This is a genomic window from Spirosoma sp., assembly GCF_026391055.1.
GTDB lineage: Bacteria > Bacteroidota > Bacteroidia > Cytophagales > Spirosomataceae > Spirosoma.
The window spans coordinates 83,590-101,199 of record NZ_JAPLET010000031.1 but is presented as its reverse complement, the minus strand read 5'-3'; the positions used below and the strand labels follow the sequence as shown (position 1 = coordinate 101,199).

At 51.8% G+C, this 17,610-nt stretch carries 12 protein-coding genes; 5 read left to right on the top strand and 7 right to left on the bottom strand.

Translation table 11 applies throughout. The annotated features are described in order from the left end of the window. Positions 1-7: 7 nt before the first annotated feature. Both NT073_RS32280 and NT073_RS32275 read left to right on the top strand, forming a co-directional pair. Complete coding sequence (locus NT073_RS32280) at positions 8-1,378, top strand: RagB/SusD family nutrient uptake outer membrane protein (RefSeq protein WP_297382327.1); 1,371 nt, start codon at positions 8-10, stop codon at positions 1,376-1,378. Positions 1,379-1,459: 81 nt separating this feature from the next. Further along, complete coding sequence (locus NT073_RS32275) at positions 1,460-2,449, top strand: cyanophycinase (RefSeq protein ID WP_297382325.1); 990 nt, start codon at positions 1,460-1,462, stop codon at positions 2,447-2,449. A 98-nt stretch (positions 2,450-2,547) separates the two neighbouring features. Here the strand turns inward: NT073_RS32275 and NT073_RS32270 are convergent, their stop codons facing one another. Then, complete coding sequence (locus NT073_RS32270; protein ID WP_297382323.1) at positions 2,548-3,903, bottom strand: RagB/SusD family nutrient uptake outer membrane protein; 1,356 nt, start codon at positions 3,901-3,903, stop codon at positions 2,548-2,550. Between the two features lie 48 nt (positions 3,904-3,951). Continuing rightward, complete coding sequence (locus NT073_RS32265) at positions 3,952-7,023, bottom strand: TonB-dependent receptor (RefSeq protein WP_297382321.1); 3,072 nt, start codon at positions 7,021-7,023, stop codon at positions 3,952-3,954. 523 nt (positions 7,024-7,546) lie between these two features. On the opposite strand from NT073_RS32265, the gene NT073_RS32260 reads away from it, so the two are divergent. Further along, entirely contained in the window at positions 7,547-8,815 is a 1,269-nt protein-coding gene (locus NT073_RS32260; RefSeq protein ID WP_297382319.1) for an OmpA family protein, read from the top strand. A gap of 98 nt (positions 8,816-8,913) precedes the next feature. Next, complete coding sequence (gene nth, locus NT073_RS32255) at positions 8,914-9,576, top strand: endonuclease III (protein ID WP_297382317.1); 663 nt, start codon at positions 8,914-8,916, stop codon at positions 9,574-9,576. Between the two features lie 3 nt (positions 9,577-9,579). On the opposite strand, the gene NT073_RS32250 is transcribed toward nth, so the two are convergent. The 4 genes from NT073_RS32250 to NT073_RS32235 form a co-directional block, all read right to left on the bottom strand. Beyond that, a complete protein-coding gene (locus tag NT073_RS32250; RefSeq protein ID WP_297382315.1) occupies positions 9,580-10,110 on the bottom strand; it encodes a hypothetical protein in 531 nt (176 codons plus the stop codon). A 129-nt stretch (positions 10,111-10,239) separates the two neighbouring features. Further along, complete coding sequence (locus NT073_RS32245; RefSeq protein WP_297382313.1) at positions 10,240-11,274, bottom strand: SDR family oxidoreductase; 1,035 nt, start codon at positions 11,272-11,274, stop codon at positions 10,240-10,242. A gap of 79 nt (positions 11,275-11,353) precedes the next feature. Beyond that, positions 11,354-11,713 carry a hypothetical protein gene (locus NT073_RS32240; RefSeq protein WP_297382312.1) on the bottom strand — a complete coding sequence of 120 codons (360 nt, stop codon included), beginning with the start codon at positions 11,711-11,713 and terminating at the stop codon, positions 11,354-11,356. A gap of 43 nt (positions 11,714-11,756) precedes the next feature. Further along, entirely contained in the window at positions 11,757-12,914 is a 1,158-nt protein-coding gene (locus NT073_RS32235) for a zinc-dependent alcohol dehydrogenase (protein ID WP_097127676.1), read from the bottom strand. Positions 12,915-13,058: 144 nt separating this feature from the next. On the opposite strand from NT073_RS32235, the gene NT073_RS32230 reads away from it, so the two are divergent. Beyond that, complete coding sequence (locus tag NT073_RS32230; protein WP_297382308.1) at positions 13,059-13,736, top strand: hypothetical protein; 678 nt, start codon at positions 13,059-13,061, stop codon at positions 13,734-13,736. Between the two features lie 61 nt (positions 13,737-13,797). Here NT073_RS32230 and NT073_RS32225 read toward each other — a convergent pair whose 3' ends face one another. Continuing rightward, complete coding sequence (locus NT073_RS32225; RefSeq protein WP_297382307.1) at positions 13,798-17,355, bottom strand: PAS domain S-box protein; 3,558 nt, start codon at positions 17,353-17,355, stop codon at positions 13,798-13,800. Positions 17,356-17,610: the final 255 nt, after the last annotated feature.

Sequence of the window (17,610 nt, the reverse complement as noted above, 5' to 3'; positions counted from 1 at the left end):
ACAACTTATGAAAACGAATAAATCAATAATACTGGCGTCGGCGCTGTCGGTTGGCTTATGGCTGACTTCCTGCAACAGCCAATTGGACATTAAGCCGGTCAACTCGGTCGCCACTAGTCAGGCGCTGACAACGGCCGATGACCTGAAAGCCCTGCTCGTGGGTGCTTATGATGGGTTGGGTGGTGTTAACCTGTATGGTGGTAGTTTGATTCGGGATGCCGAATTGCTGGGTACGGTACCCGGTACCGGCGACATTCTCTGGACAGGCACGTATGTAGGGCCGCAACAGATCTATACGAAGAATATACTGGTCAACAATGATCAGGCCGACGTAACCTGGACGAACGGTTATCGCACGATCAACATCTGCAATACCGTTCTGGCCAATCTGAAGCTGGCTACCGCGGCCGATCAGCCCCGGCTTGAAGGTGAAGCCAAGTTTATTCGAGGTTCCGTTTATTTTGAGCTGGTTCGGCTTTATGGCCGGGACTGGAATGATGGCGACCCGAATGCCAACCTCGGTGTACCTATTGTAACGACCCCAACGGTCGATCTGGATGCTAATTCAAACGTGCCACGCAGTACTGTAGCCGCAGTGTATACGCAGGCACTTGCCGATCTGACCGATGCAGAAGCTAAACTTCCGGCCACAAACGGCTTCTTTGCCACAAAAGGGGCCGCTGGAGCGCAGTTGTCGCGGGTGTATCTGCAAAAAGCGGATTACACGAATGCGGCTAATGCGGCCAACCGGGTCATTACCAGCGGGCGCTATCAGTTAGTCGATATCGAAAGCGTGTTCGACACCCGGGAGTCCCAGAGCGGAATCAATACTGCCGAAACGATTTTCGCGGTTCAACTGACCGACCAGGATGGAACCAACGACCTGAATACGTTCTATGGCTCCAGCGATGTAGGCGGTCGGGGTGATATTGAAGTTACCGAAACGTTCATTAATCAGTTTGAGCCAAACGACCTTCGGTCGCAGCTGTTCTACGACGATGGTGGCCCAATCCGGACGCTTAAATACGTAAATCAGTACGGTAATATTCAAGTACTGCGCCTGGCCGAAATGTACCTGACCCGCGCCGAAGCTAACTTCCGGATGGGCACAACGGTAGGTGATACCCCGCTGAATGACATCAACGTAATTCGGACCCGTGCCGGTGCAACCCCATTGACAACGGCTCAGTTGACATTGGCGTCTATCTTGAAAGAACGCCGGCTCGAACTGGCCTTCGAAGGAACTTATATTCACGACCTCCGCCGGACCAAGACCAACGTAGGTACGTTGCCATATAACTCGCCAAAACTGATCTTCCCCATTCCCTTACGGGAAATTACGACCAACCCCGCCCTGGTGCAGAATGCCGGGTATTAACGGGTGGCGGTAACTAATACGTAAACGAAAGGCGTGTCATGGGTCCGAACCGTGGCACGCCTTTTCGTATATTGGTTCGCTATGATCAGACTACTCTTCTTTATGGTGTTATGGCAGTACGCGTTCGGCGTATCGGCCCAATCAACAGCTTATACGTCCTGGATTGTGGGCGATACGGCCGATGTGCAAACCCGGCCGTTGGGGGGCGTTGTACTGGCGGGTGGCAGCACGGATGTTGACGCGGCCATGCACTGGTTTTTGCAGCGGGCGGCTGGGGGCGATGTGCTTGTTCTGCGGTCGTCGGGCAAGGACGGCTATAATGACTACCTCTACCAGAAATTAGGTGTTCCGGTCAACTCCGTGGAAACGATCATGCTCGATAATCGGGAATTGTCAACCAACCCGGACATTATCCGGAAAATACGGAATGCGGAGGCTATCTTCTTCGCCGGGGGCGACCAGGGAAATTATGTGAATTTCTGGCAGGGTACGCCCATTGCCGATGCCCTGAACGAGCGTATTCGGGCTGGCGCTGTGCTGGGTGGTACCAGTGCGGGTTGCGGTATTCTGGGGCAAGTCTATTTTACCGCTAAAGAAGGCACCGTAACCTCCGCCCAAGCGCTGACAAATCCGTACGACAAACGGGTCGATCTTCGCCGGGATGACTTCCTGAAACAGCCCCTTCTGACCAATACCATTACTGACATGCATTATGCCGCCCGTGACCGGCAGGGGCGGCATCTGGTGTTCATGGCCCGTGCTTTTCGTGATTGGGGCTTGAAAATGCGCGGGATCGGAGTCGATGAGAAAACGGCCGTTTGTATCACACCCGATGGGAACGCTGTTGTCTTCGGAAAAGGCAACGCCTATTTCCTGATATCAGGTAAACGAAAGCCTGAAACCTGTCAGGCCAACCAGCCGCTCACCTGGAGTCGAAAAGGGAAAGCCGTATCTGTGACAACGGTTGCGGGGTCCGAAGCAGGAACACCTGGATTTAATTTGATGAACTTTCAAGCCAACCTTAGATCCGAAATGGGCTATTGGTCTGTCGAAGCTGGGGTGAGGAAGTGAAAGCCAGACTTGGTTACTTTAAAACCGACCGTCCCGGTCGAGTGCGTGAACAGTCAGTTTACACACTCGACCGGGACGGTCGGTTTTACAAATTGCAATCAATACCCCGGGTTCTGAACCAGTTTTTTATTGGTATCAATTTCCCGCTGCGGAATTGGCAGTACCAGGTTGTTGGAGTTGAAGGGCGTCGTACCAACGGTACCGGCTGTACGTTTGATGTCGGGAAGCTGCTGGCCTTCAAACGCCAGCTCCAACCGACGTTCGAGCAAGATAGCGGGCAGATCGATGGTGGTGAGCGGTGTCGCTTTAGCCCGGTTACGAATCCGATTGATATCGTTCAGAGGGGTGTCGCCCGTGCTTGTCCCTAACCGGAAGTTAGCTTCGGCACGAACCAGATACATTTCAGCCAGACGCACTACCGGCACATCGCCATAGCGGTCATTAAACTTGCTGGTAAAGGTATTTTGCCCGGCGGTGTTAAAGAACGTACCCCGTACATCACCGGCTGCATATAACGCCCGGAATTTGGTCTGTACCCGCACATCGCCACGCCCCTGATTCAGAGCTGATGCATAAAATGTGTTCATGTCGTTAGATCCGTCCTGATCGGTAACGATGATTTTGAAAATAACTTCCGGCCCTTGAGTGGCATCATTGAACGCATCGGCGAAATTAGGCACCAAGCTAAAAGTGCCTGAGGAAATGACGCGGTTAGCGGCATCGCGGGCAGCCGCAAAGTTCTGCTGTTGCAGATAGATGCGCGCCAGTGTAGCCGCAGCGGCTCCTTTAGTAGCTGCTCCAAAGCCAAGAACGCCGGTCTGCGCAGCAGGCAGTAGGTTTTCGGCTTTTGTCAGATCGTCAATTGCCTGGGCATACACTTCAGCAACTGTATTGCGGGCTTTGTAATCCGTATCCGTAACACTGCTGGTAGGCGTCAGCACCAGCGGAACACCGGGGTTTGCGGTGGGTGATCCATCGTTCCAGCTTTTGCCAAAGGCTTTTACCAACTCGAAGTAAAGAGCACCCCGCACAAACCGGGCCTGCCCCTCGAAGTTATTCCGTTTGGCTGCCCCGACTTTATCTAACGCGGCCAGTATGTTATTGGCCCGGTTGATGGCGCTGTAGCCATCCAGCCAAAAGTCGCGCGTTACCGTGTTCGAGGCCGTCACAGTCTTCCGCCAGATTTCGTCGATGGTAGCATAAGTTCCGCCAAAAAGAACATCGCGGTTATCACCCATCAAATCGCCGATGTATTGAATGCCCCCACCGTATAGATTGACGTCGCTCAGACCGTCGTAAGCGCCCGTGAGCGTAATCTGAACATCCTGCTCCGTGCTCAGTGCCTGACTGGCTTCAATGCTCTGCGTAGGTGTAACGTTTAGTTTGTTATCGCAGGCCATAATCGAAAGACTAAGGGTTCCTGCGTATAACCACTGTTTTATAGATGAATTCATAAAAGAAAGTGCGTTTAAAATGTCTGTTGACTCACGTTGATGTACGTATTAGAAACCAATGTTAATACCGCCCGTAATGGTACGTGCCTGGGGAGCCGTGTAGAAATCATACCCCTGCGCAATGTTCGACACAATGTAGTCGGCGTTGACTTCAGGGTCCCATCCGGCATAGTTGGTAAACGTCAGCAGGTTTTGTCCCGTAACGAACAAACGGACGCTATTCATCTTAACCCGGTTAACGAGCGTTTTGGGCAGCGAGTAGGACAGAGTAGCTGTACGTAATCGGACGAATGAACCATCCAGAATGAAACGGCTGGAGGACTGGGCGCCGTTGTTGTAGAACAGGCGGGCTTCCGGAACATTGGTGTTAGGGTTCTCTTTCGTCCAGGCTGCCAGTTGGTTGACCGTCTGGTTATCCTCGAAACGACCGTTGGCCGACGAATAGCGGCCTACGCCGTAGAAGTTGATCTTATTGCCAAAGACACCGTTGAACAGTACACTCAGCGAGAAACCTTTGTAGCTGAACGTGTTAGTGATACCACCCGTCCACTTGGGTAACGGGCTGCCAGCAACCACCCGCTGTGCCTGGTTGTAGGTTTTGGTGGTGCTACGGTCAAGGGTGCCGTCGGTATTGGTGGTGTTTTTATACCAAAGGGCATCGCCATTGGCCGGATCGACACCGGCATACTCCTGCGTGAAATAAACGCCCAGTGGCTGACCTTCTACCGCACGGCTCATGGCATTGATACCGCCTTCGATAATCTGGCTCTGTAAGTTCGTGATCTTGTTCTGGTTCGTGGCTGCGTTGAAGCTCGTTGTCCAGCGGAAAGCACCCGTCAGGTTTTCGGTATTGATAACGATTTCGACCCCCTTGTTTTCGAGGCTGCCTACGTTGCGGAACTGCGTGGCAAAGCCTGTCGTTCCCGGCACGTTTACATTGAGCAGTAGACCCGACGTTTGTTTGTTGTAATAGTCGATTTCACCATTGATGCGGTTGTTAAGAATACCGAAGTCAATACCAATGTCGAACTGATTGGTTGTTTCCCACTTCAGGTCCGGGTTGGCAAGTTGCGATGGGCGCTGACCGGGCAGGGTGCCATAATTGGCATCGCCGGTAAAGAGACCCAACTGCGGAAAGTTCTGGATTTCTGCATTACCCGTCTGTCCGTAGCTGGCCCGAAGTTTCAGGAAACTGATGGCCGTTGTGTTTTTCATGAACTCCTCCTCACTGAGTACCCAGCCTGCCGAAACAGATGGAAAGAAGCCATATCGGCTGTTATTACCAAAGCGGGATGAGCCGTCTACCCGCGCACTCATACCAAGCAGGTACCGGTCGGCAAATTTGTAATTGGCCCGGGCGAAATAAGACAGGAAGCGGTAATCCGTTTGAGAAGAGCTACCGTCGGTTTTGCGGGCCGCGCTGGCAATCATCCGGTAAGCATCAGACGGAAAATCCTGTCCTTCGATAAAATTTATTTTCTGCTGCGATTGCTGATACGACATTCCCGCCGTTGCATCGAGGTTACTCCGGCCAAAAGCGGTGGAATAATTGAAGAAGTTGTTCGTTGTATAGTTTTCTACCCGAGCGAAACGGTTCTGGCCCAGGCCAAGCGGTGAGCCGAAGTTCCGCTGCGTTTTGCTGTTGTAGTACAGCTCTTCCTGCTGATTCAGTACATCGAGGCCAAACTCCGTCCGGAATGTTAGCCCTTTCATAATCTGCAACTGCCCAAATACATTGCTGATGTTCCGGTAAACGGTGGTGTTGAAATACGCATTGCCGATGTTAATGAGTGGGTTGTAATAAACAGGAATGCTGATGTCGCCGGGAGGGGAGCCCACGGGGAGCCCCGTCGTGGCATCCGTTGCGGGTGTCATTGGCGGCAGGGCCACCATCTGCATGGGATTATCGAACTGGTTATCGCCTGAGATGCGTTGGTTCAGGGTACGGGTCAGGCCCATGTTAAAGCCTACTTTGAACCGGCTGGATACCTGGTGCTCGATGTTCAGACGGCCGGCATAACGCTGTAGGGCATTGCCAACCAGAATGCCTTTTTGATCCAGCAGTTGGCCTGAGAGATAAAACGTCGTTTTTTCGTTGCCGCCGTTCAGGTTCAGATCATACTGTTGATAAGGAGCATCCTGATAGGCCAGATCGCCCCAGTTGGTACTTGCCTGGTTAGGCGTGCCGTAGGTACCTAATCCCTGCGTCTGGTAGAAATCCTTCATGTACGTGGTGTACGAATCTGGATCGCTCGGGTCGAGCCCCTCAATACGGTCGGAGTTGGCCGCTGCTTGATTGTAAAACTTAACGTACTGTTCCGTATTTAGGAACTCCAGCTTACGGGTTGGCTTGCTCGACCCGTACTGAGCACCAAAATTAACGTTGGTACGTCCGGCTTTGCCGCGTTTGGTGGTTATCAGCACGACACCATTGGCCGCCCGGGCTCCGTAGATAGCTCCAGCCGACGCATCTTTCAGAATATCGACCGACTCAATATCCTGAGGGTTAATATCGGCTAAAGGGTTGGTGGCTGAGCTGGTGATACTCAGGTTGTCTGTTGTGACGGGAATACCGTCGATTATATAGAGCGGTTGGTTCGATGCCGATACCGACGACTGGCCCCGTACCCGTACCTGTATTCCCTGACCCAGTTTGCCGGAGCCGGAATTGATCTGAACACCGGCCGCTTTGCCCTGCAACGCCTGATCGAAGGTCGTTACGGGCTGGTCCTGAATATCGGCGGCTTTAACTTTCGCGATGTTACCGGTTAGATCCCGCTTGATCTGCTGTCCATAGCCCGTTACAACAACCTCGCTCAGGTTGCGTACATCGGTTCTTAACTGGACATTGATCTCTGACCGATTCGCCACCTTTTCTTCCTGAGTCGTGAAGCCGATAAAGCTAAAAACCACTACTGCGTTGCTGCCAGCGTTAATGCGGTAGTTACCGGAGGCATCGGTTAACGTTCCCTGCGTTGTTCCTTTGACACTGACAGATACGCCGGGTAGGGGACTACCGTCGTCTGATGATGTAACTCTACCTGAAACGGCCTGACCCTGTGCGTAGGTTGCCCATACGGTTATCAAAATCAGGAAACTTATTTGTAGTAATTTCCTCATAGTAGTATGTTGAGAACATGTTAAGTGAATGACAAAATTACAAGTTAGATATTACTATTAAATAGCAATTAAAAAATTATAATTTGGGTAACATATATAAAATCAATAGAATAAATTAGATCTTAGCCTATAGGTAATATAATATTATTATTAATGCGCATAATATCATATACGCTATGTGTTTTATATAAATGGTTAAATATAATTTTTTTCATATTCTCTTTCCAGGCCAAACAGGTTACGGATGAGTATTTCTACGTTGGTGAGCTGATCGTTGAAACGGTAGTGTAGCTGTTGTAATGGCTTGCCGGAAGGTAGGAGCAGATCGTTGGCTGGAATTTTAAGAAAGAGCGATTAAACTCTGGAACAGCTGCCATTGTCTAAGTGTTATCCAGTACGCATTTGTATACGCGCTTTAGCCACCAAAAGACACGGCCAGCGGTGTTCCCGAGTTCGTAAACTAGCTGGCGCTTATAAACCACAGGGAAGGGATTCGTACAGTAGGTTAGTAAACACAAACTCAATGAAAGTCAGACTTTTCACGATCATTTGCCTGTTGCTTGCCGCTACAGTGCAGGCACAGGTTCAGTTTACAACTGAAAGTCCGCGTGTTGATGATATCAACGACACCGACGTTACAATTCAGCGTATTGAATTGACGGCGCAATACACTATCATATACATGAAATTCCAGGCCCGGAAAACGGGCTTCAATGGTCGGTCTTTCCCGTTTGATATGCCCATACCGAATAGCCGGGGGTGGGAACAATTGGAATCGACAAGTAATATTGGGTTTCAGCCAACATCCCGTTTGTACGTAAACCAGGGCGAACGCTCCTACAAATTCATTCGTGCCGAAAACATACCTGCAGAAACGCGTCGGCAGGTTCGGCCAGGGGAGCGGGTCGACTTCATTGCTTATTTCGAACGGATTGATCCGGGTTATACAAAATTCGATCTCTTTGAATGCCGGGATAGTAAAAACTATGTGTGCTTCAATTTCTGGGGTGTTCATATCATCAACCCGCCTAAGGATAGCTATTCTCAACGGAAGCCGCCCGTTCAGCCCCGGCAGCCGCCCCCCCGAACGGCTCCCCGCCCACAACCGCAGCCGCCGACCGATAACACCCCCGTTCCTGTGCAGCCAAAGGTGGTGCCTGCGCCCGCATCGGTAGCCATCAACGGCATTACGCGCGATGCGAAAACCAAACAGCCTATTGCGGCAACGGTTACGTACCGGCTGATATCAGGAGCCGAAGCATCGGGCGACGAACCCGCCGATTCGTTGCAGAGTGGTAGTCTGACCGGGAAATATCGGATCGAGATCGACCGCCGGGGCGTTTATGCGGTTACGGCATCGGCAAAAGGTTATTTTAGTCAGAGTGATACGCTGGTAACAAACCGGGTCGATGTGGCCCGCGATTTTAACCTGGTTCCTATTGAGGCCGGGGCAAAAATTACCCTTAAGAATATTTATTTTAATGTCTCCAAGTATGACCTCAAGCCTGAGTCCTACCCGGAGCTGGATCGTCTGGTAACTGTGATGCGGTCGAACCCGACAATGCAGATTCGGCTCGAAGGGCATACCGATACTGTTGGCGAGTTCGATGCCAATGTGGAGCTATCCCGCAATCGGGTCAACGAAGTAAAACGCTATTTGGTCGATAAAGGAATTAGTGGTAGCCGCATTGAAACCGTTGGCTACGGTCCATCAAGGCCAATAAACACCAACAAAAGCCTGAAAGAACGTCCCGAAAATCGGCGGGTGGAGATGGTGATCGTGAAGGTATAAAGTAGTTTAACCGCAAAGGCGTAAAAATGGCGTGAACAACGCAACAAAAAAAGTTTGCGGAGTTCACGCCATCTTTACGCCTTTGCGGTTAAACATACATGAAACCCAACTTCGATCTCAACGTTGTTTTAGCGCATATTGAAACGGCCATCCGGCCATACCCGAAAGCGGCCATGTTCGATCTGTTCGAGCGGGGTTACAACACCCTTTTCGAACAACTGATTTCCTGTATTATCTCCATCCGTACGCTCGATGAAACGACTATTCCGGTATCCCTGCGCCTGTTTGAACGCGCTCGTACTCCCGAGCAGCTCCTTACCCTCGATGTAGCCACGCTGACAGAATTACTCTACGGCACCACTTATCCCGATCAAAAAGCGTACACCATGCTGGGCATTGCTGATCGTATTGTGAACGAGTTTAACGGCGAGTTACCGGCTGATTACACTACCCTGACATCACTAAAAGGAGTTGGCCCGAAGTGTGCTAATCTGGCACTGGGCGTTGCAACCGGGCAGGCTGCTATTAGTGTAGATGTGCATGTGCATCGGGTGGTCAACCGCTGGGGATATGTGCATACCAAACAACCCGAACAAACGCTGAAAGTGCTGGAAACGCAGGTGCCCCATGAGCAATGGGTCGACATCAACCGGCTACTCATGCCTTTTGGGAAGCACATATGTACGGGTACCCTGCCATACTGTTCCACCTGCCCCGTGTTGGCCTGGTGCGAACAGGTGGGCGTAGAGCGGCATCGCTAATCACTACTCCGTTGTCATAACCTTTTTCAGGCTAGCCAGCGTGCTGCGGCAGGACTTGTCAATTTGCTGGTATAAACTGGTCTGATCGGCAACGATCTGTTCGAGCAGGTCACGGTTCTTAAGCGACTTATCGGCGGCTGCAGCCATCTCTTCAACCGTTGAGCTAGTCGCCCGAACAGGTTGTGTACGGCCGTTGTCGTCGACAATCAGATCCGTTAGAGTAGCCCGGTACCGGCCAAATTTTGTCTCAATGGTAAGGGTGTAGCGTACAGATTGCTTACCGATCTCGTAGAAGGTTCTGACAAACAGAATGTTGTGCTCCTGGTCGAACTGCTGCTCTGCTTCGCTGGCTTGTGGGTAAAATTGGTTAGCCCAGGCCCGGACTTGTTCCATAAGCTGGCGGGCGGGCCGTTTGCTATCCGGTACCCGTACAAGTTCCTGATACTGAACCTGACCTAACTCGTTTGTTGGTAGCTGTACCTGGGCAACTGAAGAGAAGGATACTATTAAAAAGAAGAATAAGGCGTATTTCATGCTGAGTCAACGGTATGTTCCGGTACCGAACCAACGACACCAGGTGGAAGTCAACACGAAGATAAAGTAAAAATAGTCAGTAAGTGGCTGACGCATCAGTAACTCGTGCGTCAGCCACTTACCGACTTACTACGCCAATGTGTCTTCCAGTGTTTCCTGGGCTTTGCGGGCTGATTCTTTTATCGAGTTGCCAACGTACTTCGATGATTTTTTTGCCGAATTAAGTGCCTTACCTGCTTTGTAGCGGTATATGGCCTGCTCAACAGGTGTGCTCCGACGGTAGGCCAGGTACAGCCCCGCTATAACGCCGGCGGCCAATCCAACGCCCATAGCCAGGCTGGTAAGCTGACTTGTCTGATCGTCGGATTCATCTTTAGGCATCATGTCTTTACGGGCGTTAGCGGCAACCATTGGGTCGGGAAGGATGTGCGCCATGGCCACTTTAGCTTTGTTCTTCCAGCCCGCCACCACATGGTCTTTACCCTTCATGAGTGCCTCGTATCCTTCTTTGGCCACATCGGCAGGGTCAGCTGTTTTTGACGGATCGGCCCCTTTAACATGGGCGGCACCAGCTTTATTGAAAAAATCGGTGTTGGTAGCGCCCGGCATCAGTACCGTAACGGTGATGTTCGTATCGATCAGTTCGTTACGGATTGCTTCCGAGAAGGACTTGATAAACGCTTTTGTCGCGCCATAAACTGCCATCATCGGGTTTGGGCTTACGGACACCTCTGAGCCAAGCATCAGGATTTTACCCTCATTCCGGGCCACCATATCTTTAAGATACAACTTCGTCAGGTGCATCAGCGACACGGCATTGATCTGTACAATGTCCAGTTCCCTTTGCAGGTTGGTCTCGGTGGCAAATTTGCCGTATTCGCCCATACCCGCATCGTTGACCAGAATATCTACCGTGATGCCCTGTTGCCGGGTTTGCTCATAAATAGCGTCAGCGGCTTTGGGATCAGCTAAATCCTGGGTGATAGTTGTGGCTTTAATGCCAAACTGCTGCTCGTACTCATCCGCAATAAGGCGTAGACTATCGCCCGAACGGGCTACCAGAACAAGGTTATAACCATCTTTAGCAAAAAGGTTGGTGAGTTCACGGCCAATGCCGCTCGTAGCGCCTGTGATCAGGGCTGTTTTCCCGGTTATGTTTTCCATCGTTGAGTTATTTGTTTTTTCTGATAAACGGGTAATCGGTTGTGAACCGGACGGTCACATCCGATCTACACCGAACTGTCTAAGGCATATCATCGGGCCTGGTCATTAAGCCTACCGCCACGCCGAACGCACCGATGGCGAGAAAGGTATTTCGGGCGCGTTTGTTTTTCGAAAAGCCAAAGAGCCAGGGAGCCGCTAGTGAAAACGCACTTACGGTAGCATCAGCCGCCAGGTGAGCTTTGAACGGTATAATCTTCCAAAGCCCCAATTCATAGCGGGTTAATAAGCTGGTAGCCAGTACACCACCACTGATGATTCGGGCTAGCCGGGTGGCCGTTGGCTCATCGTCGAAACCTAGTAAAGAAGGTGCCGCAGCGACCAGCGGAACGTAGCTATAGTCGGCAATGCCGTGTTGTTTACGCGAAATTGGCTGTTCCATCGTCTTGTTGAGTTAGTTGAAACGTAGGTAAGTTTCTTACCTGTCAGGGCTTCAACACGACTTTAGTGCAATCGTCCTGTTTTTTCTTAAACATATCGTACGCTTTTGAGGCATCGGCCAGCGGGAGCGTGTGCGAGATAATGTCGTCGAGAACAACCTTGCCCTGCACAACTAGATCCAGCAGGTGGCTCATGTTCTTGTGAACGAACGACTGCCCGAAGCGAACCGTGATGCCTTTGTCGAACATGCGGCCAATGGATATATTGTCGAAGGGCGTGCCATATACCCCAACGACGGATACGATACCACCCCGACGAACGGCCTGAAAACACAGTTCCAGTACTTTAGGCGTTCCTTTCTCGAAGTTGATAACAGCTTTGGCTTTTTCCAGCAGTGACCGGTCGGCTTCCATACCCACAGCGTCAACACAGAGGTCGGCTCCGCGCCCGTTGGTCATCTGGCGAATGGCTTCAATAACGTCGACCTCATCGGGGTTAAGCGTTTCAACGTTGTTGACGCGCCGGGCTTTCTCCAGGCGATAGTTGACCGGGTCAATCGCAATGACGCGGGCAGCTCCCTGTATCCAGGCTGATTTCTGCGCCATCAGACCCACCGGCCCCGACCCGAAAATAGCGACGGTTTCGCCACCCTTCAGTTCGCCCCACTCGATGGAACTCCAGCCGGTCGGGAAAATATCGGTCAGAAACAGAACCTGCTCGTCTTTGAGTGATTCGGGTACGGTATGAAGGCCATAATCGGCATAGGGCACCCGGACGTATTCGGCCTGACCGCCGTTGTAGCCGCCATACAGATCGGTATAACCGAACAGGCCGCCCCCTTTTTCGGTGAGTAGGCCGCCATCGGGGCCGTAGTGTTCGGGGTTGGAGTTTTCGCAGTGCATTTGCAGGTTCTTCTGGCAGAAATAACACTTGCCGCAGGCAACCGTAAACGGCACAACGACCCGGTCGCCTTTTTTGAGGTTGGTCACTTCGGAACCCACGTCCTCCACGATGCCCATGAATTCATGGCCGAGGACTTCATTTTTGAGCTGGGGAATGAAGCCGTCGTAGATGTGCAGGTCAGACCCGCAGATGGCCGTCGACGTGACCCGGATAATGGCATCCCGCGACTGTTCGATGCGCGGGTCGTCGACGGTGTCGACCTGAATGTCGCCAATTTTGTGGAATACGGCTGCTTTCATTCGTATCTGTTGAGTAAGTTGTAGATGCCGGTAGACCGGTTTCGATAAAGAACTAAAGTCTATAGATTTAGTTTTGTTAATTTGTTCCGGGAAAAAGTAGTCACAATGATTTGTAGACCTTCTTGCTTAAGGTGGCTTTGGCTCATGCTATTCGGCAGTGCCACGACTTATGCTCAGAAAGACATTACTATTCAGTTGAGTATAATAAGCCGGGAATTGTTGGCCACAACGGGTCAGGAAGCGGGGCTTTTACTGGATGTTAAAAATCAGACACCCCAGGATGTGGCTCTGTTTACCCCGTCTGGCGACTTAATACCTTATGTCAGGTACTACAAATTGAACACGCTGACCAATCGGTACACGGAGATCAAACACCCGCTTTACGAAGAGATAAAGAAAGAGAGTGCATTGCAAGACAGCCTTTTTAAGGCAACTGGCGCTGTTTTTGATTTCTTTGGCCGGGAAAATTACAATTCGAAATCGGGCTTATATCGGCAGTTTGTACGTGACGATTCATTGTGGTACGATCATCAATACAGCACAAGCCAGTATGCCCAGCGCATCAGCGAGACGGATATGCAGCACGTCCGACAAGTGACAGGGCCAAACACGGAAGCCGTTTCGTTTACGCTGATAAAGGGCGGAGAGCACTATCAGGATTTCTGTGCTATCAGCTTTCTTTATCAGCAACGGGGCGATTATAAGATTGTTGTGGAGTTGCCTCCGCTTGATTTACAAGGGGTAACCTATCAGCTTGGTACCTTCCGGGTGAAGGAGCCCGGTAGCGTTAGCGCTAATGAGCTGTATCTGCATGTGCCCTGAAACCAGATACATAGCCCAGGTTGATGATTATTCATTTTCCGTCATTTTACAGTCTGGCGAGTTAGTCGGTTGTTAGTAGGCTGTTCAACAAGTCCGTTAACTGACCCATATCTACAGGTTTTACCAAATGTCCCGTAAAGCCGGCTTCTCGGGTGCGCTGCCGGTCTTCCGCTTGCCCATAACCCGTCAGGGCGATTATTACCGTAGCCCTGCCCCAGGGTTGCTGACGGATTAGCCGACAGGTTTCGTAGCCATCCATATCGGGCATACCAATGTCGAGTAGGATGGCCGCTGGCTTCAGACTTTCTGCGGCTTCGAGACCCGCCTGGCCGCTGTAACGGGTATGAATCTCATAGCCTTTTAACTTCAACAGCATGGATAGGGTCAGGGCCGCATCGGCATTGTCATCAATGATCAGAACGCGCCGGAGTGTTGTGGGGGTGTTCGCTTGCAGGGGGGCTTCGGTAGGTAGAACAGCGTCGGCAGATAACGTGGGCAGGTGTACGGTAAAGGTACTACCCATGCCCGGTCCCTGGCTCCAGGCTGCTATCCGTCCGTCATGCAGGCTCACCAACTCGTTCACTACGGTCAGCCCCAGTCCTAAGCCGCCCTGGGCGCGCGCCAGCGATTGGTCTGCCTGTACGAACGGCTCAAAGATAACCGAAAGCTGATCGGTCGCCAGGCCAATTCCGTTATCCCGCACCTGAAGAATGGCTTCGTGATCCTGTTGCCTTAGACTCAGCCACACTTCACCTTCCTCTCCACTGTAGCGAACACCATTGGTTAAGAGGTTGATCATGATTTGGTTGAGCCGGGTGGCATCGCCATCCATGATAATGGGAACGGCGGGCAGGTCGACATGAAGCGTTTTGTTCTGTTGCTGAAATTGAGGTTGTATGCTGTCTGCTGCCTGCTGCGCCAACTGTACGAGATTGAGCTGTTTCTTCCTAAGTTCAATTTTGCCCCGAGTAATGCGGTTCACATCCAGCAGCTCATCAACCATACGCACCAGATGATCCGTTTGCTGGTTTATCATCGCTACCGTCGACTGATTTACCTCATCGGTGCAGGTCATTGTCAGGACTTGTAGTCCCGAGCGAATAGTGGCCATGGGGTTGCGCAGTTCGTGCGCCAGCATGGCCAGAAAGTTGTCTTTGCGCTGAATGGCCTCCTGGAGGGCTTGCTGAGCCCGTTTATTATCGGTAATGTCGATGACGAATTCCACCATTTCGTGCTCACTGAGTCGTTTGCCGGCAGACAGGCCCCACCACTTCGACCCATCCAAACGGACATACTCTTTTTCGTAGGGTACACTCTGGCCCTGGGTGAGCAACTCATTAAGGGCATTCAGGCTGACGGCTCTGAATTCGGGCGGGGTGATTTCCGCCCAATGCACTTTGCCGCTCACCAGATCCTCATGCCGCAAACCCGTCATGTGCTCAAATGCGGCATTGGCATCGTGAATGACACCCTGCCGGTCGAAGAAAATGACGCCTACCGTTTCAATGGCGATGGCGTTCTGCAGCCGCTTCTGCGACTGGTACAGCGTTTCTTCGGCACGAGCCCGTTCTATCCTGAGCCAGATGCGGCTGGCAACTTGCTGTAACAATTCGATTTCGTCCGGGAGCCAGATAGAAGGGGTGCTGCGGGTTACGCCCAGGTCAAATACCCACCGTCCGTTATGGACAATTGGGGTGTTGACCAACGATGCCACATCGATAGCCCTGAACGAAGCTATTTGTTTGGCTGAACGGTTCCCGGCCAGAATATCGTTTACAATCATGGGTCGCCCTCCGGCCAGCAGTCTGTTTTCCTCGTCGGTATGAAAGTCGGCCAGTTTGAGCGTGCCGGTTAGCATAGCGAGTTCTGTGTGGGAGCTGTCGTGAAGAACCGTGCATTCATCAGCCTCCGGGTTGATTTCCACGAATGTGCAGTGCGACAGCCGGAGATGCTCCACAATGCGCCTGCCCGCCATGTCCATAATCCTGTCTACGGAGTCAAGAGGGGCAAAGTCGACCATCAGGTTGGCCAGAAACGCCAGGTTGGCTTCCTGGCGTTTCTGTTTCGTGATATTCTCAAACACATTCGCTACCAGCACGCTCCCCGCACCACCTATTCTTGAGGTATGCGTTCGATACCATTGCTGAAGATCTGCATGGTAATTTTCATAGCGGAGAGGCTCACCGGTTTTTATTACCCGATCGTAGGTGTCGAGCCAGTATTGTTCCGTTGAGAAAATGTCGCTGCCCAGCTTACCGGCTACGTTTTTTAAACCAGTAATTTTTTCGAACGCCGGGTTCACCTCCAGCCAGCGGAAGTCGATCGGTTTGCCGCTGTCATCATAAACCAGTTCCAGTACATTCATGGCTTCCTCAATGGCGTTGAACAGCGAATAGTACCGATCCGTCGCTTTTCGGGCCACTTCATCGTTCAGGCGAAGAACTTCCGCTTCGGCTTGTCGACGTTCGGTAATGTCTTCTGTCGTTACCAGCACCATACTGTCCATTGGAACGGCAATCACACGAAACCAATGGTGCATCCCGTCGCCTTCGTACCACAGTTCAAAGTCCTGTTTTTCCTTCTGCTCCGATACTTGCTTTAGCCGGGCCAGTAAGCCATTATCCTGAGCGGAGGGAAAGGTTTGGGTAAGCAGCCGTCCTGTAGGGTTGATACCGGTGGTTTGCTGCGTGAAAGCATTGGCAAGGGTAATTTTGAAATCGACTAATACATCATCTGCATACACGGGTGTGTAAGCTGTAATTGAATTGGGAGAGGTATCAAAAATGGTCTGGAGGAGGGCTTTGGTTTGGGTAAGCTCCTGTTCTACCCGATGGCGTTCGGTGATATCCTGAACCAGGCCAATCAGTTTCACTGCCTTGCCGGTCTGGTCGCCCACAACTCGGCCATGCGATTCCAACTGACGGAGTTCGCCGTCTTTGCGATAAATCCGGCGTCGATAAGAATAGGGTTGCAGGGTGGCAATGGCTACTGTCAGAGTTTGCCTGACCAGTTGCATATCCTGAGGATACGACCGGCTTTCAATCCAGGCCAGCGAAGGGTCGACCGCTCCCGGTTCTTCGCCAAAGAGCCGATACATGCCGTCGGAAAAGCGCAGGGTATTTTCCTGCAGGTCTGCTTCATAGCTACCCATTTGGGCCACTTCTTCGGTAGACTGCAACAGGGCATTACCTCGTTTACCCAGAGAGGCCTGCAGCTGTTGGATCGCTTCGTCGGCCTTCTTTGTATCACTAATGTCGATCGTGAGAGCAACCCACTTTTTAACTGACCCATCGGGATAGAGAAGTTGGGTCGCCCGCACATTGGCCCACCACCAGCCACCATCGGGGCTGCGCAACCTGAACTCTGCATTGAAAGGGACTCGCTGTTTAATGGCTTCCTGCCACTGGCTGAGGGCATCGGCTCGGTTCTCAGGGTGAACCGCTGCCGCCCACCCCTCGCTCAGCCACTCGTTGAGGGACTGGCCGGTGCAGGCTCGCCAACTGGGTGAATCAGTATGAATTATTCCCTGCGGATCAGCTTCCCAAATGGCTTGTGCAAAAGACGCTATCAACGCGCTGTATTCGTCAACCGCGAGTTGAGGGAATGTGGTTGCAGACATATAGGCATAAAAAAGGTAGAGTACCAGATCGCGGCAACCGGGTAGTCGTACACTAATGAGGTGTTGAGTAAGGTGTTTTAAGTAAACCTGAAAGGTTAGGATTGGGTCCGTATGCTTAAAGGCTTTTCGGCTGGGTTGTGTGGAAAGACAGTTGCTAAGTGGATAGCTTGGAGGTACTGGCCAGCGAGCTGCCCTGATGGCTCGGCGATAGCCCGTTGCTGACAGACCTCAAAACGGGCGACTGGCAACGGTGGA